This is a genomic window from Pseudomonas sp. CFBP13528, assembly GCF_005233615.1.
Taxonomy (GTDB): Bacteria; Pseudomonadota; Gammaproteobacteria; order Pseudomonadales; family Pseudomonadaceae; genus Aquipseudomonas; species Aquipseudomonas fluorescens_AM.
Genome location: NZ_QGAJ01000018.1, coordinates 47,494 through 71,592, shown reverse-complemented (window position 1 = coordinate 71,592; position 24,099 = coordinate 47,494). Strand labels below are relative to the sequence as shown.

Here is a 24,099-nt window from a genome sequence, read left to right as displayed (position 1 = left end):
GCGGCTGCGCTGCATAGCAATAAGCCATCTACGAGAACGCCATGGACCTACGTCACCGCAACAACGTCAGTGTGATGGGCCAAGGCGCTTCGACCTTGGTGTTTTCCCATGGCTTTGGCTGCAACCAAGCGATGTGGAATGCCCTGGCGCCGCATTTTCGCGAACGCTTTCGCGTGGTTCTGTATGACCTGGTGGGCGCCGGGCTGTCGGACCTCAGCGCGTTCGATAAAGACAAATACGGCACGTTGGGCGGCTATGCCCGCGATCTCAACGAAATTATCGACGCCTACGCCCAAGGCTCGGTGATTCTGGTGGGGCACTCGGTCAGCGCAATGATCGGCACCCTCGCCGACCGCCTCGCCCCGGGGCGTGTTGCGGCGCAGGTGATGATTGGCCCATCGCCGTGCTATATCGACACCGACGGTTACGTCGGCGGCTTCAAGCGCGACGATATCGACGACCTGCTCGACACCCTCGACAGCAACTCCTTGGCTGGTCCAGCAGCATGGCCCCGGTGATCATGGGCGCCCCGGAGCAACCTGAACTCAGTGCCGAACTGACCGCGAGTTTCTGCCGCACCGAACCCGACATCGCCAGGCAATTTGCCCGGGTGACCTTTCTTTCGGACAACCGCCAGGATGTGATCGGCCTGACCACGCCCGTATTGATCCTGCAGTCGAGCGACGACTTGATCGCGCCCGTGGCCGTGGGCGAATACCTGCACAGCGTGCTGCCCAACAGCACCTATCACCTGGTGGACAACATCGGCCACTGCCCGCATATGAGTGCGCCCCAGGCGTGCGCGGCGGCGATGGATCAGTTCCTGGCGCCGTGGGCAGGCGTCAGTGCCGGCTGAGTCGCTGTTCGACAACGCCGCCTGTGCCCTGGCGGTGACCCGCCAAGACGGTACGATTGTGCACGCCAACCAGCGCTTGAGCGACTGGCTCGGCCTCAGCGCGGTGCAACTGATCGGGCAACGCTTTCAAGACCTGTTGACCATGGGCGGGCGGATTTTCTACCAGACCCATCTGGCGCCGATGCTGCGTATGCATGGCAGCGTCAACGAGGTGAAGCTCGACATTCGCCATCGCGACGGGCACAAAGTCACGGTGCTGCTCAATGCCAGCCAGCGCCAGCAGGCCGACGGCGTGGTGTATGACCTGGCGCTGTTCGGCACCACCGACCGCGACAAGTACGAGCGCGAGCTGCTCAATGCGCGCAAGCTGGCCGAAGCGCTGCTTGAGGAAAAAACCGCCACCGAACGGGCGCTGCACCAAGCCCAGGTCGAATTGAGCGAGGCCTATGCCATTGCCCAGCAACGCGCGTTGTTCGCCGAACAGATGGTGGCGATCGTCAGCCACGACTTGAAGAACCCTCTGACCGCGATCCGCATGGCGTCGGACTTTCTTCGACGCGGCGAGCGCACGGCCAAGGAGCACCAGTTGCTCGGGCATATCGACCAGTCGTCCGAACGCGCCCAGCGCATGATCGCCGACCTGCTGGACTTCACCCAGGCCCGGGTCGGCCAGGGCATCACCATCAGGGCCCAGCCGCTGGATTTGCACAGTGTGATTCATCGCGCCGTGGACGAACTGCGGGTCGCCTTCCCCAAGGCCACGCTGGTGCATCAAGCCGAGGGCCGGGGCGATGCATGCCTGGATGCCGACCGTGTGCAGCAGGTGATCGGCAACCTCGTCGCCAATAGCGTGGCCTATGGCGACCTGCAACGGCCGATCACCATCACTTCGCGCCTGGGTGCCAGGGGCGCCGAGGTCTCGGTGCACAACTACGGCGCGGCGATTCCCGAGGCGTTGCAGGCCGGGCTGTTCGAGCCCATGACCCGCGGCACCCACCAGGGCAGCGATGTGCGCAGCGTGGGCCTGGGCCTGTATATCGTGCGCGAACTGGCCAGGGTGCACGGCGGCGATGTGGCGGTGAACTCCTGCGCGACGCGCGGCACCACTTTCAGCGTGACGTTCCAGGCAGGTACGCCGCACCTTGCATGATCGGCTCGACGCTGCCCGTGAGTACCACCCCGCCCTGCCCGTCCCACTGCACTGTCAGGGTGCCGCCGTCGCATTCGACCTCTACCTTGTCATCGAGCAGCCCGCGTCGAACGCCATTGACCACCGCCGCGCAGCAACACGACCCGGAGCCCAAAGGCACGCCACCACCACGCTCCCAGATGCGCAGACGAATACGGTTGCGGTCAAGCACCTGCACAAAATGCACATTGGTCCTGGCCGGGAACAGCGGATGGCGTTCCAGGGCCGGGCCCACGGCTTCGACATCGACGGCGGCGATGTCGTCCACGAAAAACGTGCAGTGCGGATTGCCCATGCCGCAGGCGGCCGGCTCACCGTCGATAGGCAGCACGCGGGTGTCAATTGCCTTGGCCAGCGGCACGCCGGCCCATTCCAACGAAGGCGCACCCATGTCTATCGAGACGCGCTGGCCACTGACGCGCACGCACGTCAGCAAACCTCGGTCGGTACGCAGCACGATGGCGTGGGTACCGGCCTCATGCATCAGGCGATCCGCCACACCCCGTGTCGCGCTGCCGCAGGTTTGCAGGGGCGTGCCGTCCGTGTTCCAGAACTGCACGCGGGCGGCGGCGTCTTCACAGTCGAGGATCACGGCCAGCTGATTGAAACCGATACCGGTGTGTCGATCACCCAGGCGCCGGGCAATCTCGGGAGTAATGGGGTTATCCTGGCCACGGCGGTCGATGATGATGAAGTCGTCGCCGTGGGCGTGCATCTTCACGAAAGGTAAAGTCATGGGCAGTCCTGTGGTCAACTCGGCAGCCCTACTCTAACACCCCTGTAGGAGCGAGCTTGAACGCGAAAAGCGCAAGGACAACAGGTTTTTACCTGGCGCTACGCGTTATCGTTGACGTTTTTCGCGAGCAAGCTCGCTCCTGCAGAAGGTTGGTGGACCATGCTTATCGTATTCAGCGGCCTGCCCGGTACCGGCAAAACCACGATTTCCAGGGAATTGGCACGCCGGATGGGCGCGGTATACCTGCGCATCGATGTGATCGAGCACGCGCTGCGCGAGTCTGGCGTACTGGCGGGCGATGTGGGTGCCAGCGGTTATGGCGTGGCGAATGCGCTGGCATTGAGTAATTTGCGCGTGGGCCAGCGGGTAATCGCTGACTGTGTGAACCCGGTAAGGGAAAGCCGCGAGGCTTGGCGGGCCGTGGCGCTGGCGGCGGGCGTCGAACTGATGGATATTCAGGTGGTGTGTTCTGATCAGCAGGCGCATCGGCGCCGAGTGGAGAGCCGTGAGGGCGATATTCCAGGCCTGCTGCCGCCGACGTGGCCATCGGTGCTGGCGCACGAGTATGAAGCCTGGGACACGCCGCCATTCACGCTCGATACGGCAGCGTTGACGCCCGAACAGGCCGGCACCGCAGCCCATGCCTATCTGTCGAGTATCGGAGCTGTTGAGCGTTGGCGCAGCTCCCGCCCCCGACAGATATCAGCCGGGAAAATTGCCGCGCAGGGCCTCCAGGCCACCGCTGTACACGCCGGCAAACAGTTCCTCCACCGCCGCATCCGTAGTGCCCGCAGCCGGCGTGAACACCCCGGACCAGGTCACTTTCGCCGACGCGTCAGTCAAGGCTTCAACCTGCACGGTCGCCAGATAGGCACTCACCGGAAAGGGCGACTGTTCAATGGTGTAGCTGTAGGTGCGCGCCACATTGTCGAAAGTCTGCAACCGCTCGACGATCTCACCGCCATCGGCGGTATGCAGGTGGCGCACGCGGCCGCCTTCGCCCGGCTCGCTCTTGGCGATAAAGGGCAGCCAGTCGGGCAGGCTGTTGAAGCCGCCGATCAGGTTCCAGACCTGGTCCGCGGACGCAGGGATTTCAATCACAGAAGAGGCTGTTGCCACGGTAAATACTCCAGAGCATCAAAAAATTCAGATCGCCATGCTGTCGACCACACCACCGTCGACCCGCAACGCGGCACCGGTGGTGGCAGACGACAGCGGTGAAGCAATGTACGCCACCAGGTTGGCCACTTCATCCACATTCGCCGCACGCTGGATGATCGACGTCGGCCGTGCACTGCGCACGAACACGTCAGCTTCGTCCCGCGCGGTGCGCCCGGATTTTTGCGTGGCGTCCCTGAGCATGTGTTCCAGTCCGTCGGTAAAGGTCGGCCCCGGCAGGATCGCATTCACCGTTACACCGGTACCTGCCAGGCGCTTGGCCAGGCCGTGGGAAACCGCCAGGTTGGCGCTTTTGGTCACGCCATAGTTGATCATGTCCGCCGGAGTCGCCACGCCGGATTCGGATGACACGAAGATCACCCGCCCCCAGCCCTGCTCGAACATGCCCGGCACATAATGCCGCGCCAGGCGCACGCCCGAGATCACATTGACCTCATAGAAGCGCGTCCATTCACTGTCCGGGGCCTCGAAGAAATCCACATCATTGAAGATGCCCAGGTTGTTGACCAGGATGTCGGCGCGAGGTTCGGCGGCGAACAGTGTCTCGGCGCCTTCGGCCGTACCCAGGTCGGCCACCAGCCCACGCAGGTTGGCGCCCGGCACCGCCTGGCGAATACTCGCCAACGCATCGTCAACTTTCCCGGTATCACGCCCGATCACCACCACGGTGGCGCCGGACTGCGCCAGGGCCTGGCTGATGCCCAGGCCGATCCCGGCCGTGCTGCCGCTGACGATCGCCACTTTGCCGCTTACATCGATTTTCATGGTTGAACTCCTGAAGTCAAAGCGGCAGAGGCGCGCGAAGCGAAATCAGCTGCGCATCGCGCAGCGCCTGCCAGAAGGCTGCTGGTATCTGCTCTGACAACGCCGCCACGTCTTCGGCAATACGCCCCGGACGACTGGCACCGGGAATCACTGCCGCCACGGCCGGGTGCGCCAGGGAAAACTGTAGCGCAGCGGCTTTGATGCTGACGCCAAACGCCAGGGCAATCGCTTTGATCCGCTCGACGTTGGCGATGATCGCCGGGCTCGCCTGCTGGTATTCGAAGTGCGCGCCGCCAGCGAGGATGCCGGAGCTGTAGGGACCACCGACGACGATTTCAACGTGCTGCGCGAGTGCCGCCTCCATCAGGCGCTGCAAGGCGCGGTCGTGGTCCAGCAGCGTATAGCGGCCGGCCAGCAGGAAGCCGTCGGGCTGGGCTTCGGCCAGGTCCAGGGTCAGTTCGCACGGTTCGACGCGGTTCACCCCCAGGCCCCAGGCCTTGATCACGCCTTCTTCGCGCAAGCGGGTCAGCACCTTGAAGGCACCGGTACGGGCCTGGTTGAAGTATTCCAGCCATTGGTCGCCGTAGAAGTCCTGGGCGATATCGTGAACCCACACGATGTCCAGACGATCGGTCTGCAGGCGCTGCAGGCTGTCTTCAATCGAACGCAGGGTGGCGTCGGCACTGTAGTCATTGAGCATTTTGTTCGGACGACCATGTTCGAACACACCGCTTTTCTCGCCCAGGTCACGGGCGCTGTCTTCGACTTCGTCCAGAATCACCCGGCCGACCTTGGTGCTGAGCACGTAGTCGTCACGGTTGTAGTGCGACAGCGCCTGGCCCAGGCGGATTTCCGACAACCCCGAACCGTAGAACGGCGCGGTATCGAAATAACGCACGCCATGATTCCAGGCGGCCTCGACAGTGGCCCGGGCTTCGTCTTCGGCAATGGCGCGGAACATATTGCCCAGCGGTGCGGTACCAAAGCCCAATACGCCGGGTAGTTTGTCTTTCAAGCTCATGATGGTTCCTCAATCGGTTCAAGGTCGCGTCGACCGTTGAGCAGATCCTAGATTGCCTAGGTCGGACCGTCCAAGACATACTGAGACCAATTTGAGTCCCAGCAGGTCTGACATGATTGATCTACGCCAACTGCGCTACTTTGAAGTGGTCGCCGAAGAGGAACACGTCGGCCGCGCCGCCGAGCGCCTGCACATTTCCCAGTCGCCCTTGAGCCGGCAGATCGCCCAGCTTGAAGAACGCCTGGGCCTGACGCTGTTCGAACGCAGCCAGCAACGTATCCGCCTGACCCGCGACGGCCAGACCTTCCTCGCCGAAACCAGGGCGCTGCTGACCCACGCCAACCGCCTGGAGTCCCTGGGCAAGCGCCTGGGCCGGGGTGAAGAAGGCGGTTTGTGCATCGGCTATATCGAGAACGCCATGCACGCCGGTGTATTGCCCAACGCCTTGCGCGTTCTGCGCGATGACCGGCCCAACGTGCATATCAAGTTGTATAACCTGCCCTCTCTCGAACAACTGGAAGGCCTGCGCCAGCGCAGCCTGGACATTGCCCTGGTAGGCGAACCGCCCGCGGCCGACGACCCGGACCTGACCGCCCGGCAAGTGCTCGATGACCCGATGCTGCTGGCCTTGCCGGAACACCACCCGCTGACACGCCAGCGCGAGTTGCTGCCCGAGCACCTGGCCGACCAGCAATGGATCGGCGTGCAACGCAAACCCGGCGCCAACCCGGCTGACGACTTCGTGGCCGCGTGCATCCGCGCAGGTTTCACTCCCCAGATCCCCATGGAAGCCAGCGAGCCCTTCACTGCATTGGGCCTGGTGGCCTCCGGGCTGGGCGTGGCAATGGTGCAAAAAGGCCTGAGCCGCAACGCACCGCCCGGCGTGGTACTGCGCGAACTGCCGTGGCTGAGTTACACCACACCGCTGTGGGCGGCATGGCATCGGATCAACTTGCGGCCGTTGGTGGAGACGTTTCGCAAGGTACTGACTGATCCTGACGCTATCTAACGGATGCTCCCACGTTTGGATCAAGAATCAGAGCATCTCCCGCAACCGATACCACAACATCTCCAACGCCAGCAGCGGCGAGCGCACTGCATAGCTGTCGGGCGTTGTTGCACGAACTGCCCAGCGAAATATTCAAGCAACGCCCTACTCCAGGCGCGCACGCTTGGGCAGTTGATACACCGGCTGTCCCTTGCGCCAGGCCTCATACATCAACGTTTCATGTTCCAGCGTCTCCAGCAACGCAGGCGCGCTCCCGTTAGGGTCCAGAGCGGCTAATTTGCACAGGTGGGCGCGATGCACTCCATCGGCATTTGTGATTTTTTCCAGTATCTTCCACACCCGCGCCTGCAGACTCTGGCGGTTTAACGCATATTCGGGAGCGCGGGGCAAATCGCTGAAGCGCCTGGCGAAGAGGCTGGTGTCGGAATCGCTCAGCAATCGATTCCACAGCCCCGTTTTGCCGGCAATTTGAGCAGGCGGTAAATCAGCCAGCCAAACACTTGGTTGAGGCAAATGCTGGGTTTGAGGATTGAGCCAGAGATCGTTGCCGGTGCGCCGGCGGTAACTGATCAGGCGACTCAGGGAATCAGGATCGGAAATAGGATTCCCAGACAGTTCAATATCGGCGCGCAGTCTGACGGATGTCGGGATTGACTGGATTCGATTGCCCGTGAGATCCAACCGCCCTAGTGGGATCTCGCCTGTCACACCGCGAGGGAACTCACTGAGTTGCGTATCGGATAGACTCAGCCAGCGCAACCGCGTCATACGGCTCACGTCCGGCGCAACGATCAGTGGATTGTAATCCAGGTCCAACTCCTCCAATTGGGTGAGCCGGGCAAGGCGTTCGACCGAATTATGAGTGGTCAATGTGATTTGGCACTCGCTCAGATTCAGGTGTGTGAGCTTCGTCATCCCCTCGAGGGCACGGGGTAGTTCACGCACTTCAGGCATCTGCATCTGTAGCGATTCAACATGCCTGAAATCCGACAGGATACCGTCAACACTTTGCGCACCACCTGACAGGGTGAGAGAAATCACCGAATCCATGGGAGGGTGGACATAGGGGAAAGGTGTCTGCGGCGACCCGTCCAGTTGCAGATGCAAGCCGACCAACTTGCCGTCACGGTAAATATTTTCCGAGCCTTCACCCTGCCATTTAAACAACCGGCGTAACGTGGCCCCGACCTCAGTACGCCGACTGCGCTCTTCTTCCACCCACTTGCTGATCTCCGGATCCACGCCGTCAGCAGCCAAATCGATATCAACCAGATCGAAAGCTTCCATCACGTCTTGCTCATTGACCATCTCCCACGTGCTCAAGGTGCGGTCAAACTCGACGAACGCCTGCCTGATACGTTCAAGCTCCCGTTGCAGGTCATCCAGATGGTCAAAGCGTGCAATGAAATCATCCACCTGTTGATCGGTGGAGTCAGGGAAATAGGCTTTGACATGCCCTCGGGTGATGCGCGGGAGCAGCGTTCCCTGCTCGGTTATCGTCGAGGATGCGCTGCCACCCGCCAGCCCGCCCTCCTCAGGCTCATAAAACGGCGTTCTCAATGATTGCCGATGCAATACGCTTGAGAGTTGTGGTCGACGCAGCAAGTTACGACGGATTTTGAATTTGAAATGTTCCAGTCCCTGATCGACACTCACATTCATCGCGCCACGCTCATCATCGGTCAAACTGTGCAGAATCATGTCGGCAAGGTCACCGTGGGTGTAGCCAGGCGGCTGCAGCGCAGCGTAGACCTGGAAATGCTCACCGGTCTTAATCAGCACGCGCTGGTTGGATAAGTTGGCGGATCCGATCCGATCCAGCACCGGCCCGCTGATGTTGCCTTCACGTACGACGATCGCAACGTCCGTGGGCCATCCGGGCATCTGTTGGACGCTGTGCAACAACAAGGCATCGCTGTCGGGATTGCGCACCGAATCTGTGAATACCCCTTCGTAGGCCCTGGCGAGGCGTACTTCCTGTCCGTAACCTTCAGCCAGAGGCTCCAGCCGCTGAAAAACCTCCTTGGTCTGTGCCAGTGTCAGGGGCATGTTCGGATCAATTTTCTGGCGACTCAACATCTGCTCAAGTACCACGTAAGGCAATGTCGGGTGTTGCTGTTTTAACGCCAGCAGCAGCTCATTATCGGTTTTTACCGCCGCCTGATAATGCTCCTCGAACAGATCGGTGCGCCGTTCCCTGGCAATCCCGAGCGCTTTTTGGCGCAATAACCGGGCACGGGTATAAACGTCCGGGTAAGGCTGGTCGACGGGCAGTTGGCTTCCCAGGAACGCACGCGTCTGCTGCTCATCCAGGCCCCTGGCCAGCTCCGGGAACAGCGTGGTGTCCTCGTCGACCCGCAACACCTTACCCGGCTCAGTGGCTGCCTGAGACGACCAGATCGCCTGATCGCCCTTCACCCATTCCATGCGCACGCTCGCCGGCCAGTCGGTATCCGAGGTCAACCACTGCACCAGATGCAAGTCGGCATGGATCGACTCATCGGTGGCCAACTGCGTGATATACGTCTGAATCTGACGATCAATCTTGAAGCGGGTCAGCGTGTCCGCCAACACCCCTTGGGGAGGAAGGCCTTCGGCATGCAAATATCGCAAGTGATCGTCAGACACACCGCTGACCTGACGCACTTGCTCCAGGGTTTCATCGGTCAACGCTTCGACCTGCGGGCCGAAACCACGCATCAATTGCGCACGGGTCCACTCAGTCAATGCAAGCCCCTCGGTGCCGGGCGGCGGATGCAGGATGCCAGCGGGGCGAGTGACCGGCACACGCGGTAAAGGAACGGGATCGGGAGCGCCCTCAGCCACAGTCAGTGCTGGATCTACGGCGCTGGTCGTCACCTCGATTTCGCCTTTGATCACTGCCCCACCGAGGCCGGCCTTGACTACCAAAGGCAAGGCATTGAGCAAACCGAAGACCGTACGTGTGATGCCCTCTGACACCTGAGCATGGTTGTCGGCGCTGTCTATTTCGTTGAGTCCGTATCCCGCCTCGATAAGCCCGGCCAGACCCAGCAAGCCTTCGCCACCGGGGAAAAATATCGCCAAGGCCCCCCAGCGGTTAATCCAACCCACCACGGGCTCTATCACCGCACTCAAGTTGGCACGATTGACATCCGCATCGTCACGGATCGCCTCTTCAGCGGCGTGCAGGTTAGCTTGTTTGGTCGCCTTGACCAACGCCACGAACGGGTCGGTGCTGCCAGCTACAGTATCCAGGCTGATGTAATCGGCCGGGTTCCAATAGCCGTCGTTATTGAAGAAGCCGGCATCACGGTTCAGGCGATGCATGCGCGGATACTCGGTCATTCCCGTCAGGGCTGTCATGACGCCTGCGTGCCACGTTGTATCGAAGCGGTCGTCTTTGGCGAAATGCAGGGCGAGGGCTTTCCTCTTTACTGAATCCTGGCCCTGTTGCACCACCCATGCCCTCATTGCATCCAGACTGGAAAACTCATGCAACGGTGACGAGTTACCCGGCACATACAGCACTATCAGCCCGCTGGTTCGATGACGAAACACCCAGATATCCGTTGCGGTGTAGCGATAAATCATCAGTAGAGAGGCTTCGACATGGGCCATGGGATGAGTGCTGTGTTCCAGTTGCGCGTTGTTGACGAAACCAAACTCGATCTGCCCCTCCCCCAACCCGGCCGACGACAGCGCGAGCTGCAAGCCTTGGAGCGACAGACTGCCTTCACGTTTTTGAAGAAAAGCGGCCATGACGAAAGCCGTCTTTACGGTGGTGCGCAAAGCATAGGGCGCTACGCCCTTGATCGTTGCATCAGAGGGCAGTACGCCGTCCAGGTAGTCTTTGTACAAATCCTTGTACTCGAGCGCCCACACCCACTTCTTGAACGCCGCCGGTGTAATGGCTATCTGTGTTTCAGGCCCGTAGGTCTGCGGGATGGTCTGGCGGTAGATGCCTTCATAGTCGGTGTGATTGCCACTGCCCCGATAGGCGAACTCATCGACATGCTCGACAAGTTTGATTCGCGGCCCGACCGCAGGGGGGGTATATACACCGAATACCGTCTCACCGAATCGATCATCGGCTACGGCCTGGTAGTCACTGAGCAGGGCCTGCACCAGCGACTGCTGGAATCGAATTTTGCCTTGATGCACACCGTCGATGGGTGGATGACCGTGGTAGTCGTAATCGAGGGTGACCAGCTGCGCAGTCATCGGGTCAACATGCGCCCCCCACTTCTGCCGGATCAGTTTTGCGCCGTGAGCGCTCGGAGTCAGGGGAACGCCGGCCTGTACGGCATCGTTCAATGAGGCGCGTCCGGCACCCATTAATTGCTCTGTCATAGTGTGCAGTTCCATTTGCGATTTGAAAGAGGCTCGAATCTATCGTCGGCCGACTACCTAAAAAATCGGAAACCTCAGCCGACAGCCGATGAAGACCTGGCCAAATAGGGTAGGATCGCGCCCGCCCTTTATGCACCTTTGGCATCCGACCTTCTTTCTGATAACGGAACCCTTGATGGCTAATCGTTCTCGACCTTCCTTGCGCAGCAAGCCAGCCTCACGCTGCGCGCTTGAGCTGTTCACCGCGACCCTGCTTGTCGGCTGTGGAATGGAGGTCGGTCAGGCCGCCGAAATTGAACTGACGCCCATCAGGGTTCAAGGCCAAGAGCGCGGCGGCTATCAAACCGATACAGCCTCCGTCAGCAGCTTCAATGAAGCCCCCTTGCTCGATACCCCGGCCTCGATAACGGTGATCAACGCTGCACTGATCAAGGACCAGCAAGCCCGCCTGCTCAGCGAGGTGCTGCGCAACGACGCCTCGGTGGGCGACAGCTACGCGCCCATCGGCTACTACGAAAACTTCGTGGTGCGCGGGTTTTCGCTGAATGCGGCGAGCAGCTACAAGATCAATGGGCGCACCATCACCGGCGAGCAGAACGTCGCCCTGGAAAACAAGCAACAGGTCGAAGTGCTCAAGGGCCTGGCCGGGTTGCAGAGCGGCATTTCCGAGCCCAGCGGCGTGATCAACTACGTGACCAAGCGCCCCGAGGATGTGCGTTCGGTGACGGTGTCCACCGATGATCGCGGCAGCGGTTATATCGCCACCGATGTCGGCGGCTGGTTCGGCAGCGAGCAACAATTTGGCCTGCGCGCCAACGTCGCCCATGAAGACCTCAATGCCTATGTGGAGCATGCCGACGGCCAGCGCGATTTTATGTCCCTGGCCTTTGACTGGAACATCAGCCCCGACGCGGTGCTGCAACTGGATGCCGAATACCAGAACAAACAACAGCGCTCGGTGCCGGGTTATCAATTGCTGGGCGGCACTGAAGTGCCTCACGACGCTTCGCCGAAAAAACTGCTGGGGCATCAGACCGGAGGCAAGCAGGTGGGCATTGATTCGCTGAACCTCAACGGCACATTTGACTACCGTTTCAGCGACCAGTGGAAAGGCAGTGTCAGCGCGGCGCGCAGCAAAGTGGTGATTGACGATTACAGCTCATTTGCGTGGGGCTGCTACGGGTCGACCAGCTGCAGCTCGGCAAGCGTGCCGAACTACTTCAGCCCCGAAGGCAATTACGACGTCTACGACTACCGCAGCCCCGACGATACGCGCCGCGACGATGAAATCCAGGCGGCCATGACCGGCCTGTTCGACACCGCAGGCTTAGGCCATGAACTGACATTCGGCACCAGCGCCTTTCGCCGAGTGATCGACAAGCGCAAGTCGGTCAACGAATTCATCGGCACCGCCAATATCGACGAACAGGTGCCGAGCTTTACCCCTACCGACAAACGGTTGAATGACAGCCACCGCAACCTCGACAGCCGCCAGTACGGGCTGTTCGTCACCGACCGCATCCGCTTCAACGAGCAATGGCAAACCCTCCTCGGCGGCCGCGAAGTGCGCCTGGATGAAAAAGCCTTCGACGGCGTCACCGGCAACCCGACACGCCACACCCAACAGTACGTGTTCCTGCCCCAGGCCTCATTGATCTACAAGCCGGTGGACAACGTGTCGCTGTACACCCGTTACAGCAAGGGCCTGTCCCTGGGCGGCACCGCGCCGTGGTTCGCTGAGAACGCAGACGAAACACTGGCGCCAACGGTCTCGCGCCAGCTCGAAGCCGGGGTGAAATACGACTGGCGCCGTATCAGCTTCGCCGCCGCCGTGTTCCAGACACGCCAGGCTTATCAGTACGCCAAGCCCGACAGTGGCGGCTTCACCTACGTGCAGCAAGGTCAGCAGAAGAACACCGGCCTGGAGCTGTCCGCCAACGGCTGGGCCACCGACCGCCTGCAGATCGCCACCAGCGTGGCCGCCATCCGGGCACGGGTGAGCGGCAGCGGCACGCCGAGCTACGAAGACCACCAGGCGATCAACGTGCCCAAACTGCGCGCCAGCCTGTACGCCGACTATGCGCTGCCATGGGTCAATGGCCTGGCGGTGCTCGGCGGCGTGCAATACAGCGCCAAAAAGTACGCCAACCGCACCGGCAACGTGCAAGTGGGGGATTACGCCGTGGTCAATATCGGCAGCCGCTACACCACCAAAGTCGATGGTTATGAAACGGTGTTTCGCCTGAGCGTCGACAACCTGTTCGACACGCGCTACTGGCGCGACGCGGGCGAATACATGGGCGATGACTACCTGTTCCAGGGTGCGCCGCTGACAGCGCGCTTGAGTGCATCGGTCAACTTCTGAAGAGCCGCGGCGTTGCCAGCCCCAGCGCCGCCAGACCGCACACCAGCAGGCTCCAGCCCAGGTCCTGAACCCATGCCACCAGGCTCAGGCCGCTGCCAATCACCAGGTAGTACAACAAACCAAACAGTGCGCCGGCGGTGCCGAGGCGATCGCGATAATCGACCAGCGCCGCCCCGAGCACGTTGGGAATCGCCATGCCGAATGCCAGTACCACCAGCAGCATCGGCCCTACCAGCAGCCCACTGTGTTGCAGGCCCAACACCAACAAGCTGCCGAGCACCGCCACCACCGCAGCGACGAATACCAACTGAGCGCTGTCCATCCCGCGTCTAAGCAGGATTCTGTTCAGCCACGCTCCCAACCCGGAACCCAGGGCCAGCAGCACGCCGCTGTAGCCGAACTCGGCGGTGGAGCGCCCTTGTTGTGCGAAGATAAACGGCCCCACGCTGTAATAGCTGAACAACGCGATATTGAACGCCGCGACCAACCCGACCGAGCGCCAGATCCCGGCGTCCTTGAGCATCATGCCGAGTGTTTGACCAAGGGCGGCCGTGGGCAGCGAGGCCGGACGCGTTTCCGGCAGGGCCCACAGGCTCCAGCCCCACAGCAGCAGCGCGAGCAGCAACAGCCCACCGAGCACCCCGCGATAACCGAAATACTCGACCAGACTCGCTCCGCTGAACAACCCGATGGCAGGGCTTGCCGCCAGCGCAATCCCCATCGCGGAAAATACCTGGGCCAGCTCGGCACCGTGGAAACGGTCACGCAGCACCGTCTGCGTGACCACCGACCCCACGGCTGCTCCAAAGGCGGCAGCGGCCTGGGCCAGCAGCAAGGCGTTGAACGTTGCCACGTTCAACGCCAGCGCCATGGCCCCCACATACATCGCAAGCCCGGCCAACATGACGGGCCGCCGCCCCCAACGATCACTCAAACGGCCCCATACCACTACGCCCACAGCGAAGGCCAGGAAGTACACCGACAGGGTCTGCCCCGCCCGTTCAGGCGCGACCGCAAAAGCCCGTGCGATATCAGCCAGGGCCGGGCTGTACAGGGTCTGCGCCAATTGCGGGAACATCAGCAGGGCCATGGTCAGCATCAGCAGATTGTTCGACTTCATCACCAGATCCATCCCTAAATACACCGCAGGGATTCTAGAGCGCCCCGCCTGGGGTATTATCCGGACTTCGACACTTTATCCCTGAAATCGGACATCCCATGGCTTGGCTTGAGGCCGCCGCGTCGTTCAACCCCGACGCATTCGCGGCGCCCGTGATCGGCATCGCCGCGGTGCTGGGCAACCACGATTCCGGGCTGCACCGGCACCAGCGCGGGCAACTGCTGTTCACCCAGCAAGGCTGCACGCGGATCACCCTGGACAATCAACTGTGCCTGCTGCCACCCACGCGCGCGGCCTGGATACCCGGCGGCTTGCCCCATCGCGCGGTGATGCAGCAGGCCGTGGATTACCGCTCAGTGTATGTGAGCGCAGCCCTGGCCGAGCAGTTGCCGGCCCAGGTGCGGGTGATCGAAGTGAGTGCCCTGCTCAGGGCAGTGCTGGAGCCGATGGCTCTGGCCCCGTTCGAGACCGATTGGCACGCGGGCCGCTACGCGCATTTGCTCGGCCTGTGCCTTGATGAAATCCGCCACGCCGCCGAACAGCCGCTGCTCCTGCCGTTGCCAAGGGACAAGCGCCTGGCCCCGCTGCTGGCCCGGCTCGACCGCCTGCCCCCCACATTGCAGGGGCTGGAAAAGCACATTGGCGCCAGCACCAAGACCATAGGCCGGATTTTCCTCAAGGAAACCGGCCTGGGGTATCAGCAGTGGCGCCAACAGTGGCGTCTGATGCGGGTGATCGAACTGCTCGCCACCGGGCGCAGCCTGGGCTACTGCGCCTTTGAACTGGGCTTTGCCAGCGACAGTGCGTTGATCGCCTTCTTCAAAGGCATGACCGGGACCACGCCGCGTGGCTATTTCAAATCCGGCTGAGCGCTTACTGGGGCATCTTGCGAAAACCCACCGCCAGGCGGTTCCAGCTGTTGATGGTGGCAATCGCCACACTCAGGTCGACCTGTTCCTGCGCGCTGAACTCGGCCGCCAGGGCGTTGAAGTCTTCATCGGGGGCGTGGGTCTGGCTGAGCAGGGTCAGGCTTTCGGCCCAGGCCAGGGCGGCGCGTTCACGCGGGGTGAAGAACGGCGTTTCACGCCAGGCCGACAGGGTGTAGAGGCGGCGCTCGGTTTCACCGCCCTTGCGCGCATCGGCGGTGTGCATGTCCAGGCAGAATGCGCAGCCGTTGATTTGCGAGACGCGCAGGCGCACCAGTTCCAGCAGTGGCAGTTCGATGGACAGCTTGCCGACTGCCGCCTCCAGGGCCAGCATGGCCTTCATGGCGTCCGGGGAAGCGCTGTAGAAATCGGTACGGGTTTGCATGGTGGAACTCCAGAACGGTGGGGATTGGTGCGCAGATTAGTCACCTGGGCGGTCTGGAGAAATAGCCAATCCGGGCGAAGAACAGGTGACCAATCTACAGGCCACGGCTCCTCAACCACTGCAGGAAACCTTTCTTCACCGGCACCACCGGCGCGTCTTCGGTCAGCGCCTGGGCGGCGTGCACACGGAAGTCCAGCAGCGCCTTCATGGCTTCGCCGATGTCATGGCGCGCGTCCAGGCAGGGCTTGAGGTATTCGTTTTCGATGCGGTACAGCGTGCAGTAGGTCTTGGCGGTGAAATCCGCCAGCGTGGCCTGATCGGTCAGGATGCCCGATTCGCCGATCACCTCACCCGGCCCCATGCGCCCGGCCTCGAACGTGTGGCCGCCCTTGACCAGCATCACCGAGACCACGCCGGACTCGATGATGAACAGGTGATCGCTGACCTCCCCCGCCGGCAGGATCATGTCGCCGGCGCGGTAGGTGTGCAGGGTCATGTTCTGGCTGAAGGTGTCTTTTTCTTCCTGACGCAGGGTGGAGAAGATCGACGACCGCTCAAGCAGTGCCCGCGCGCCGGAGACCGTGGCGGGCGTACTGCCTTCGGTGGCGGACAACAGCCCCACGCCCGCCGCCTGCAAATGCCGGAAGGCCAGGTCGTAAAGCTGGTTGCGCACTTCGCGCTTGAGGCCCATGGCCGGCACAAAACCGCTGATTTCATATTCCACGCCGCCACTGGCCGAAGCCTTGAACGCGACGCTGGGCGCCGGCTTGGCCAACAGCGCGCGGCAGCCCTGCATCGCCCGCTCAAGGGCCTCGATCACCGTTTGCGGGCGCGCATGGGGGCTGACTTGCAGGCTGACCGCCAGGCCGAACATGTCCGCCGGGCGCGAAAAGTTGATGATCTTGGCCTTGGCCGCCAGGGAGTTGGGGATCACCGCCAGGCTGCCCTGGGAGGTCTGCAGGCGCGTGGCGCGCCAGTCGATATCGGTGACGCGGCCTTCGGTGCCGTCGATGGAGATCCAGTCGTCGATCTGGTAAGGCTTGGTGGTGTTGAGCACGATCCCGGAAAACACGTCGCTCAGGGTGCTTTGCAGCGCCAGGCCGACGATGATCGCCACGGCGCCGGAAGTGGCGAGCACGCCCTTGACCGGCAGGTCGAGCACGTAGGCCATGGCGGCGATGATGGCGATCAGGAAAATCACCGCGCCCATCAGGTCCTGCAACAAGCGCCCGGTGTGACCGACCCGCTGCATCATCACCGCGCCGAGCAACACCGTGAGGGTGCGCGCCGCGAACAGCCACCAGCCGATCTGCAAAGCCGTGGCCGCCAGATGCCGGGCGGTGTCGTCGACATAGGGCGCCGCTTGCATGGGGTTCATGCCGTCGTTGAACAACACCGCGCTGAACACCGCAAAGATCACCAGCCGCGCCGCGAGTTTCCAGTTGGCCAGCGCGGGGGTGATAAGGCGCCATACGGCAATGTCGATAAGGATCAGCGCCAGGGCGCACACCATCGGGTTTTCAGCGATAAATGAGGGCATCCAGGCGACTCCAGGGCGAATGCCGAGAAAGATCGCATGAAATGAAGATGGCGGGTATAGCGCAGAGCAAAATGTGGGAGGGGCTTGCCCCCGATGGCGTCAGCCCAGCAAACACTGATGTTGGTTGACCCACCGCTATCGGGGGCAAGCCCCCTCCCACAAGGGGTTATTCAACCACCGGCCTTCAGGCCTGCATCCGCCCGAACTTGCCCGATTGGAAATCGGCAAACGCCTGGTGGATCTCCTGCTCGGTGTTCATCACGAACGGGCCGTGGCCGACGATGGGCTCGTCAATCGGCTCGCCGCTGAGCAGCAGGACCTTGGCGTGGTCGTTGGACTCCAGGGTGAGGCGGTCACCGTCACGCTCGAACAACGCCAACTGCCCCTGGCGCGCGACGTCCTCGCCATTGACCTGCACAGTTGCGCTCAGGATCACCAGCGCGGTGTTGCGCCCGGCGTGCAAGTCCAACGTCACCGCCTTACCGGGATTGAGGCGCAAGTCCCACACGTCAATCGGCGTGAAGGTGCGGGCAGGCCCTTGAGTACCGGCGAATTCACCGGCGATCAGGCGCAGTTGCCCCGCATCGCCCGCCAGCGGCAGCACCGGAATGTCGCCATCGACGAGGGTCTGGTAACCGGCGTCGGCCATTTTGTCCTTGGCCGGCAGGTTGACCCACAATTGCACCATCTCCAGTGCCCCGCCTGTGCGGGCGAAAGCCTCAGAGTGGAATTCTTCATGGAGAATGCCCTTGGCCGCCGTCATCCATTGCACATCACCCGGGCCGATTTTTCCGCCGGCACCGGTGGAATCGCGGTGCTCGACTTCGCCGTCATAGACGATGGTCACCGTTTCGAAGCCGCGATGCGGGTGCTGGCCCACGCCGCGACGGGTTTCGGTGGGGGTGAAATCGGCCGGGCCGGCGTGGTCCAGCAACAGGAATGGGCTGATGTGTTTGCCCATGGTGTCGTAGGAAAACAGCGTGCGCACCGGAAAGCCGTCGCCGACCCAGTGGGCACGGGGGCTGGTGTAGAGACCGATCAGTTTTTTCATGGTGTACCTCCAAAGTGCCTACACCATAAGTCCCCAGGCCGCAGAGCACTAGCCGGCAAAAGCGGCCTTGATCGTCCTATGTATAGGACAGTGCCTTGGGCGCGCGCTGACGCAACAGATGAAATGCGACGAAGGCCATGACGGCAAAGGCGGCCTGGATGACGATCATCGGCGTCGCGCTGCCATCGCGTAGTTGGCTCAACAGCACGCCGCTGCAGGTGGCGCCGAACATCTGCGCGAAGCCCATCAACCCGGCCGCCAGCCCGGCACGATGGGCGTTGGGCATCACCCCGCCCGTGACCGCGCCGGGCAATACCAGCCCGCCGCCGAGCGTGGCCAGGGCTATGGGAATATCCAGGCCCACCACGGAAAGCCCGAACAGCGCATAAATCAGCAGTGCCAACACCCCACCTGCGGCCACCAGCGTCACGCCCATGGTCACAATCCGCTGCGGCCCGAGGCGCAGGATGTTGCGCCGGGTATAGGTGGAACCGACGATCAGCATCGACACGATCAGGCCGAAATTGATGCCGTACTCCAGGCTGCTCAGGCCCAGCAGGTTGATAAACACCGCCGACGAACCGGCGATCACCGCAAACATGGCGCCGTAGGTACAGGCCAGGGCCACAGCATAGGCGCGGTATGGGCGGCCCTTGAGCAAATCCAGGTACTGCCCGCCAAGGGTGCGCCAATGCGCGGCCCCGGGATCGAGGTAATGGTTGCTCTCGCGAAAGAACAGCACCGCCAGCAGACACACAACGCTGCCGATCAGCAGGGCGAGAATGATCGGCGCATGCCAGCCGAACAGCTTGATCAGCAAGCCGCCCGCCATCGGCGCCACGACGATGGCATAAAGCATGCCGATCATGGTCAGCGCCAGGGCCGGGCCCGCCTCGGCTTTCCATACGTCACGCACCACGGTGCGCGCCAGCACCAGCGCGGCGCACGCGCCCAGGCCTTGCAGCACGCGGGCGGCGATAAATTGCTGGATGTCAGTGACCAGCAGCATCGACAGCGTCGCCAGCACGTACAGCGTCAGGCCGGCGATCAATACCGGACGGCGGCCGATACGGTCCGACAGCGGCCCGAACACAAGTTGCCCCAGGCCAAACACAGCAACAAACGCCGACAGCGCCATCAGTGCCGAACCTTGCGGCGCCGCCAGCGCCTGCTCGATGGCACCCAGACCGGGGATGATCAATTGCGTTGACACTTCACCCAATGCGGTGAGGGCGACCAGCAAGAACAACAAGCTGCGTGAAGGTGCCGGGGCGTTTGCCATGGGGAATATCCGGGGGCTGGATTAATTTATATTTCGACCATAATATGAGCAAAAAATTATGTCCATAATTTTTCCCATGGTCCCCCAGGAGTTCGTCATGCCCCCTCTGCACCTGCGCCTTTTCACGCCCCTGGCTGTGTTGATGATCCTCAGTGGCTGCAACAGCCAGGCCGACAACGCCACCCAGGTCTCGCCGCCGCGTCCGGTGCTGGCCGCCAAGGTCGAGGCTGGCGGCACCCAGCAAAGCGCGTATACCGGCGTAGTGGCGGCCCGCACTGAAAGCAACCTGGGCTTTCGGGTCAGCGGCAAAGTGATCGAACGCAAGGTCGATCCCGGCCAGCATGTCTCTCGTGGCGACACGCTACTGGTGCTGGATATCGGCGACTTCGAACTGGCGTTGCGCTCGGCGAAAAACCGCGTCAACGCGGCCCAGGCACAATTGCGCCAGCGCCGTGACGACGAAAACCGCTACCAGCGCCTGGCCAGTACCGGCGCGGTATCGCGGCAGATATTCGACCAGTCGGCGACCAACCTGCGCGTCGCCGAAGCGGAACTGGCGGCGGCGCAATCGGATGCCAGCCAGATCGAGAACCGTCGCACCTATTCGGTGCTCAAGGCCGATGGCGACGGCATCATCACCGACGTGCTGGCCGATCGCGGCCAGGTGGTCGCCGAAGGGCAGATCGTGGCGCGCCTGGCCCATGACGGCGCCCGCGAAGCCATCGTCAACCTGCCGGAACAGCAACGCGCCCGGGCCGCGCAAAACGCCCTGGCCTTCCCGTTCGGTGCGCCGGACCAGGCCGTTACCGCGTCTTTGCGCGAGCTGTCCGCCAGCGCCGACCCCACCACCCGCACCTACCGCGCGCGCTACGTGCTGCACGGCGCGGTCGAGCGTTTCGCCCTCGGCTCCACCATCACCGTGCGCTTGCAAGGTGACGGCCAGGCCCAGCAAACCCGTGTGCCCATCGGTGCGTTGCAGGACGCGGGGCAAGGCACCGGCGTGTGGCTGATCGGTGACGACAACACGATCAGCTTCGCCCCGGTGAAAGTCGCCAGTCTCGGCCAGGAAGAAGCCCTGCTCGACAGCGGCGTCACGCCTGGCCAAACCATCGTCGCCCTCGGCGCGCACCTGCTGCACAGCGGTGACCGGGTACGCCTGCTGCCCGCCCAGGCGCTGGCCCTCAACCGTAAACAGGACCAATGAGCATGCGTGGAATCAACCTCTCGGAACTGGCGGTCAAGCACCGCGCCGTCACGCTGTTCCTGATCATCGCGATCATCGCCGCCGGGATCTTCGCGTTCGGCAAACTGGGGCGCGCCGAAGACCCGTCGTTTACGGTCAAGGTCATGACCATCACCGCCGCCTGGCCCGGCGCCACTGCCGAGGAAATGCAGGAACAGGTGGCAGACCGCCTGGAAAAGCGCCTGCAGGAACTCGATTACTACGACCGCGTCGAGACCATCGCCCAGCCGGGTTTCGTTTCGATGCGCATGACCTTCCTCGAATCCACCCGGCCGAGCGAGATACAGGACCTGTTCTACCAGACCCGTAAAAAACTCAGCGACGAAGCCGCGAACCTGCCCAAGGGCGTGATCGGGCCGTTTTTCAACGATGAGTATTCGGATGTGTACTTTGCGCTGTACGCCCTGGAGGCCGAACACCTGCCCCATCGCCAGCAAGTGCAAATGGCCGAAGCGCTGCGTCAGGGCCTGCTCAACCTGCCGGGGGTGAAGAAGGTCAATATCCTCGGCGAACAGGCCCAGCGTGTATTTGTCGAGTTCTCCTATGAGCGCCTGGCGACCCTGGGCATCAAACCCGAACAGATCTTCGCCGCCCTCGCCGCGCAAAACGCCGTGGCGCCCTCAGGCTTCGTCGAAACCGCCGGCGCCCGCGCCTATATCCGTATCGATGGCGCCTTCGACAGCCTGGCGCTGATCGAGAACGTGCCCTTGCAAGTCAATGGCCGCGTGCTGCGCATCGCCGATGTGGCGACGGTCCGGCGTGGCTATGAAGACCCGCCCAGCTACCGCATCCGCCACCAGGGCGACCCGGCGCTGATGCTCGGGGTGATCATGCAGAAGCACTGGAACGGCCTGGAACTGGACAAGCGCCTGCAGGCCCAGGAAGCCCGGATCCAGGCCGACCTGCCCCTGGGCGTGAATTTCGCCAAGGTCTCCGATCAGGCAAAAAACATCAGCCTGGCGGTGAACGAGTTCATGCTCAAGTTCTTCGTCGCCCTGGCCGTGGTGATGCTGATCAGCCTGCTGGCCCTGGGCTTTCGTGTAGGGCTGGTGGTGGCGGCGGCGGTGCCGCTGACACTGTCGATCGTGTTCGTGATCATGCTGGTCACCGGGCGTGAATTTGACCGCGTGACCCTCGGCGCCCTGATCATTTCCCTGGGCCTGCTGGTGGACGACGCGATCATCGCCATTGAAATGATGGTGGTTAAACTTGAAGAAGGCTTCGACCGCATCCATGCGGCCACCTACGCCTGGAGCTCCACGGCGGCGCCCATGCTGACCGGCACGCTGGTAACGATCATCGGTTTTCTACCCGTGGGGTTCGCGCGCTCCGGTGCCGGCGAGTACGCCGGGAATATCTTCTGGATCGTCGGCTTTGCGTTGATTTCATCCTGGTTGGTGGCGGTGGTGTTTACGCCCTATCTGGGCGTGAAGCTGTTGCCGCAGATCAAGCCGGTGCCCGGCGGGCACGATGCGATTTACGCCGGGCGCTATTACCAGAAACTGCGCAGCCTGGTGGAAACCTGTGTGCGCGGGCGCTGGCTGGTGACCGGGATGGTGGTGGCGGCGTTTGTGCTGTGCGGCCTGGGCATGGCAGTGGTGAAGAAACAGTTCTTCCCCGACTCCGACCGTTCGGAGCTGATCCTGGAGGTGTACATGCCCCCTGGCAGCGCCTTCAAAAGCACTGAAGCGGTGGCGGCGCAAGTAGAGAAAGCCTTGCTGCAGGAACCGCAGACGAGCATGGTCGACACCTATGTGGGCGGCGGCGCTCCGCGTTTTTTCCTGTCGTTGAACCCTGAGATGCCGGACCCGGCGTTCGCCAAGTTGATCGTGCAAACCCCGGACTCCCACGCACGCGATGCGTTGAAAGTGCGCATGCGCGAGCGCATCGCCGCCGGTGAGTTTCCAGCGGCACGGGTGCGCGTCACACAATTGGTGTTCGGCCCCCCGGTGCCGTTCCCGGTGGTGTTCCGTGTGTCCGGACCGGACCTGGACGTGCTGCGCGGGCTGTCCGAGCAAGTGCGTCAAGTGGTGGCCGCCAACAGGCTGACCCGCGACGCCTTCCTTGAGTGGGGCGAGCGCGCCAGCAGCTACCGCCTGGTGCTGGACCAGGATCGCCTGCGCCTGCTCGGCTTCACGCCCGACGAGGTCAAGTCCCAGCTCAACGCCCTGCTCAGCGGCAATCCGATCACCGAAGTGCGTGAAGGCAACCGTACGGTGTCGGTGGTGGCACGCGCCCAGGGCAGTCAACGCGAGGACCTGGGCAACCTCAACAACATGACCCTGACCAACAGCGCCGGCACCTCGGTACCGCTGGCCCAGGTCGGGCATTTCCAGGCGGTGATGGAAGAACCGATCCTCAAGCGCCGCAACCGCGCCACCACCGTGGAAGTGCGCGCCGACATCGTCGACGGCGTACAACCGCCCGATGTGGAAATGGCCGTGTACAAGGACCTGCAGCCGCTGATCGCCAAGTTGCCTGCCGGTTACCACATCGATATCGGCGGCCCGGTGGAAGAAAGCGCCAAGGCCAACGTCGCCCTGGCGGCGCTGTTCCCGATCATGATCCTGCTGACCCTCACCGTGATCATGTTCCAGGTGCGCTCCTTCGGCGTGATGTTGATGGTCTTCGCCACCGCGCCGCTGGGGCTGATCGGCGCGGTGCCGACCTTACTGTTGTTCAACCAGCCATTCGGGTTCAACGCGATTCTCGGGCTGATCGGCATCGGCGGGATTCTGATGCGCAACACACTGATCTTCACCGACCAGATTCGCCAGAACCAGGACCACGGCATGCCGATACGCGAAGCCATTGTCGAAGCCACCGTGCGTCGCGCGCGGCCGGTGATCCTCACCGCCCTGGCAGCGGCGCTGGCCTTTATTCCGCTGACGCTATCGGTGTTCTGGTCGTCCCTGGCCTATGTGCTGATCGGCGGCGTGCTGGTGGGCACGGTGTTGACGCTGCTGTTCCTGCCGGCGCTGTGCAGCCTGGTGCTGCGCGACAGGGTTGTTGAAACTTCCTACGTAACTGCCGGATAAGCTCTACTCCCCTGCCCCGAGAACCGCTGCAAAGTCCCTCGCCTGATCAAACAGTGCGAGGG

At 62.5% G+C, this 24,099-nt stretch carries 16 protein-coding genes and 3 pseudogenes; 9 read left to right on the top strand and 10 right to left on the bottom strand.

Annotation, left to right across the window (positions count from 1 at the left end; all coding sequences use genetic code 11):
- Positions 1 to 41: 41 nt before the first annotated feature.
- The 3 genes and pseudogenes from PspCFBP13528_RS27980 to PspCFBP13528_RS24055 all read left to right on the top strand — a co-directional run.
- Positions 42 to 389 (top strand): annotated as a pseudogene (locus PspCFBP13528_RS27980) (alpha/beta hydrolase); the annotation flags it as partial.
- Positions 368 to 856: pseudogene (locus PspCFBP13528_RS27975) on the top strand (alpha/beta hydrolase); the annotation flags it as partial. The pseudogenes PspCFBP13528_RS27980 and PspCFBP13528_RS27975, both read left to right, overlap by 22 nt.
- A complete protein-coding gene (locus tag PspCFBP13528_RS24055; protein ID WP_065951013.1) occupies positions 846 to 2,006 on the top strand; it encodes a PAS domain-containing sensor histidine kinase in 1,161 nt (386 codons plus the stop codon). The pseudogene PspCFBP13528_RS27975 and the gene PspCFBP13528_RS24055, both read left to right, overlap by 11 nt.
- Here the strand turns inward: PspCFBP13528_RS24055 and dapF are convergent.
- The gene (gene dapF, locus PspCFBP13528_RS24050) at positions 1,966 to 2,781 is read right to left on the bottom strand and encodes a diaminopimelate epimerase (RefSeq protein WP_101221081.1); all 816 of its coding nucleotides are present in this window, start codon (positions 2,779 to 2,781) and stop codon (positions 1,966 to 1,968) included. The two genes, PspCFBP13528_RS24055 and dapF, sit on opposite strands and share 41 nt — an antisense overlap.
- Before the next feature lie 159 nt (positions 2,782 to 2,940).
- On the opposite strand from dapF, the pseudogene PspCFBP13528_RS24045 reads away from it, so the two are divergent.
- A pseudogene (locus PspCFBP13528_RS24045) lies at positions 2,941 to 3,414 on the top strand (AAA family ATPase); the annotation flags it as partial.
- A gap of 69 nt (positions 3,415 to 3,483) precedes the next feature.
- On the opposite strand, the gene PspCFBP13528_RS24040 reads toward PspCFBP13528_RS24045, so the two are convergent.
- From PspCFBP13528_RS24040 to PspCFBP13528_RS24030, 3 genes are read right to left on the bottom strand one after another with little or no spacing between them, the layout of a single operon-like run.
- Entirely contained in the window at positions 3,484 to 3,900 is a 417-nt protein-coding gene (locus PspCFBP13528_RS24040; protein ID WP_065951016.1) for an SRPBCC family protein, read from the bottom strand.
- A gap of 27 nt (positions 3,901 to 3,927) precedes the next feature.
- Positions 3,928 to 4,725, bottom strand: coding sequence for an SDR family oxidoreductase (locus PspCFBP13528_RS24035; RefSeq protein WP_137201679.1), 798 nt, complete (start codon positions 4,723 to 4,725; stop codon positions 3,928 to 3,930).
- 16 nt (positions 4,726 to 4,741) lie between these two features.
- On the bottom strand, positions 4,742 to 5,746 hold the full coding sequence (locus PspCFBP13528_RS24030) for an aldo/keto reductase (RefSeq protein ID WP_065951018.1): 1,005 nt from the start codon (positions 5,744 to 5,746) through the stop codon (positions 4,742 to 4,744).
- 112 nt (positions 5,747 to 5,858) lie between these two features.
- Between PspCFBP13528_RS24030 and PspCFBP13528_RS24025 the strand changes: the two genes are divergently transcribed.
- Complete coding sequence (locus PspCFBP13528_RS24025; protein ID WP_065951019.1) at positions 5,859 to 6,755, top strand: LysR substrate-binding domain-containing protein; 897 nt, start codon at positions 5,859 to 5,861, stop codon at positions 6,753 to 6,755.
- A 144-nt stretch (positions 6,756 to 6,899) separates the two neighbouring features.
- Here PspCFBP13528_RS24025 and PspCFBP13528_RS24020 read toward each other — a convergent pair whose 3' ends face one another.
- Positions 6,900 to 11,087 carry a leucine-rich repeat domain-containing protein gene (locus tag PspCFBP13528_RS24020; RefSeq protein ID WP_137201678.1) on the bottom strand — a complete coding sequence of 1,396 codons (4,188 nt, stop codon included), beginning with the start codon at positions 11,085 to 11,087 and terminating at the stop codon, positions 6,900 to 6,902.
- A gap of 175 nt (positions 11,088 to 11,262) precedes the next feature.
- Between PspCFBP13528_RS24020 and PspCFBP13528_RS24015 the strand changes: the two genes are divergently transcribed.
- The gene (locus PspCFBP13528_RS24015; protein ID WP_137201677.1) at positions 11,263 to 13,452 is read left to right on the top strand and encodes a TonB-dependent siderophore receptor; all 2,190 of its coding nucleotides are present in this window, start codon (positions 11,263 to 11,265) and stop codon (positions 13,450 to 13,452) included.
- Here PspCFBP13528_RS24015 and PspCFBP13528_RS24010 read toward each other — a convergent pair.
- Positions 13,442 to 14,572 (bottom strand): MFS transporter, encoded by a 1,131-nt coding sequence (locus PspCFBP13528_RS24010; protein ID WP_137201676.1) that lies wholly within the window; start codon positions 14,570 to 14,572, stop codon positions 13,442 to 13,444. The two genes, PspCFBP13528_RS24015 and PspCFBP13528_RS24010, sit on opposite strands and share 11 nt — an antisense overlap.
- A gap of 98 nt (positions 14,573 to 14,670) precedes the next feature.
- Between PspCFBP13528_RS24010 and PspCFBP13528_RS24005 the strand changes: the two genes are divergently transcribed.
- Positions 14,671 to 15,441 carry a helix-turn-helix transcriptional regulator gene (locus tag PspCFBP13528_RS24005; RefSeq protein ID WP_137201675.1) on the top strand — a complete coding sequence of 257 codons (771 nt, stop codon included), beginning with the start codon at positions 14,671 to 14,673 and terminating at the stop codon, positions 15,439 to 15,441.
- Between the two features lie 4 nt (positions 15,442 to 15,445).
- Here the strand turns inward: PspCFBP13528_RS24005 and PspCFBP13528_RS24000 are convergent, their stop codons facing one another.
- The 4 genes from PspCFBP13528_RS24000 to PspCFBP13528_RS23985 form a co-directional block, all read right to left on the bottom strand.
- Positions 15,446 to 15,883: a carboxymuconolactone decarboxylase family protein gene (locus PspCFBP13528_RS24000; RefSeq protein WP_065951022.1), complete on the bottom strand. Its 438-nt coding sequence runs from the start codon at positions 15,881 to 15,883 to the stop codon at positions 15,446 to 15,448.
- A gap of 94 nt (positions 15,884 to 15,977) precedes the next feature.
- A complete protein-coding gene (locus PspCFBP13528_RS23995; RefSeq protein WP_065951023.1) occupies positions 15,978 to 17,423 on the bottom strand; it encodes a mechanosensitive ion channel family protein in 1,446 nt (481 codons plus the stop codon).
- 184 nt (positions 17,424 to 17,607) lie between these two features.
- Entirely contained in the window at positions 17,608 to 18,474 is an 867-nt protein-coding gene (locus tag PspCFBP13528_RS23990) for a pirin family protein (RefSeq protein WP_101221089.1), read from the bottom strand.
- Positions 18,475 to 18,550: 76 nt separating this feature from the next.
- Positions 18,551 to 19,756: a multidrug effflux MFS transporter gene (locus tag PspCFBP13528_RS23985; protein WP_137201674.1), complete on the bottom strand. Its 1,206-nt coding sequence runs from the start codon at positions 19,754 to 19,756 to the stop codon at positions 18,551 to 18,553.
- Between the two features lie 97 nt (positions 19,757 to 19,853).
- Between PspCFBP13528_RS23985 and PspCFBP13528_RS23980 the strand changes: the two genes are divergently transcribed.
- Both PspCFBP13528_RS23980 and PspCFBP13528_RS23975 read left to right on the top strand, forming a co-directional pair.
- Positions 19,854 to 20,960 carry an efflux RND transporter periplasmic adaptor subunit gene (locus PspCFBP13528_RS23980; RefSeq protein WP_137201673.1) on the top strand — a complete coding sequence of 369 codons (1,107 nt, stop codon included), beginning with the start codon at positions 19,854 to 19,856 and terminating at the stop codon, positions 20,958 to 20,960.
- A gap of 2 nt (positions 20,961 to 20,962) precedes the next feature.
- Positions 20,963 to 24,037 carry an efflux RND transporter permease subunit gene (locus PspCFBP13528_RS23975; protein WP_137201672.1) on the top strand — a complete coding sequence of 1,025 codons (3,075 nt, stop codon included), beginning with the start codon at positions 20,963 to 20,965 and terminating at the stop codon, positions 24,035 to 24,037.
- Positions 24,038 to 24,099: the final 62 nt, after the last annotated feature.

Coding starts and splice junctions, on each gene's coding strand:
- dapF (WP_101221081.1), bottom strand. CDS start 2,781: ATGACTTTACCTTTCGTGAAGATGCACGCCCACGGCGACGACTTCATC.
- PspCFBP13528_RS24035 (WP_137201679.1), bottom strand. CDS start 4,725: ATGAAAATCGATGTAAGCGGCAAAGTGGCGATCGTCAGCGGCAGCACG.
- PspCFBP13528_RS24030 (WP_065951018.1), bottom strand. CDS start 5,746: ATGAGCTTGAAAGACAAACTACCCGGCGTATTGGGCTTTGGTACCGCA.
- PspCFBP13528_RS24025 (WP_065951019.1), top strand. CDS start 5,859: ATGATTGATCTACGCCAACTGCGCTACTTTGAAGTGGTCGCCGAAGAG.
- PspCFBP13528_RS24020 (WP_137201678.1), bottom strand. CDS start 11,087: ATGACAGAGCAATTAATGGGTGCCGGACGCGCCTCATTGAACGATGCC.
- PspCFBP13528_RS24015 (WP_137201677.1), top strand. CDS start 11,263: ATGGCTAATCGTTCTCGACCTTCCTTGCGCAGCAAGCCAGCCTCACGC.
- PspCFBP13528_RS24010 (WP_137201676.1), bottom strand. CDS start 14,572: ATGAAGTCGAACAATCTGCTGATGCTGACCATGGCCCTGCTGATGTTC.
- PspCFBP13528_RS24005 (WP_137201675.1), top strand. CDS start 14,671: ATGGCTTGGCTTGAGGCCGCCGCGTCGTTCAACCCCGACGCATTCGCG.
- PspCFBP13528_RS24000 (WP_065951022.1), bottom strand. CDS start 15,883: ATGCAAACCCGTACCGATTTCTACAGCGCTTCCCCGGACGCCATGAAG.
- PspCFBP13528_RS23995 (WP_065951023.1), bottom strand. CDS start 17,423: ATGCCCTCATTTATCGCTGAAAACCCGATGGTGTGCGCCCTGGCGCTG.
- PspCFBP13528_RS23990 (WP_101221089.1), bottom strand. CDS start 18,474: ATGAAAAAACTGATCGGTCTCTACACCAGCCCCCGTGCCCACTGGGTC.
- PspCFBP13528_RS23985 (WP_137201674.1), bottom strand. CDS start 19,756: ATGGCAAACGCCCCGGCACCTTCACGCAGCTTGTTGTTCTTGCTGGTC.
- PspCFBP13528_RS23980 (WP_137201673.1), top strand. CDS start 19,854: ATGCCCCCTCTGCACCTGCGCCTTTTCACGCCCCTGGCTGTGTTGATG.
- PspCFBP13528_RS23975 (WP_137201672.1), top strand. CDS start 20,963: ATGCGTGGAATCAACCTCTCGGAACTGGCGGTCAAGCACCGCGCCGTC.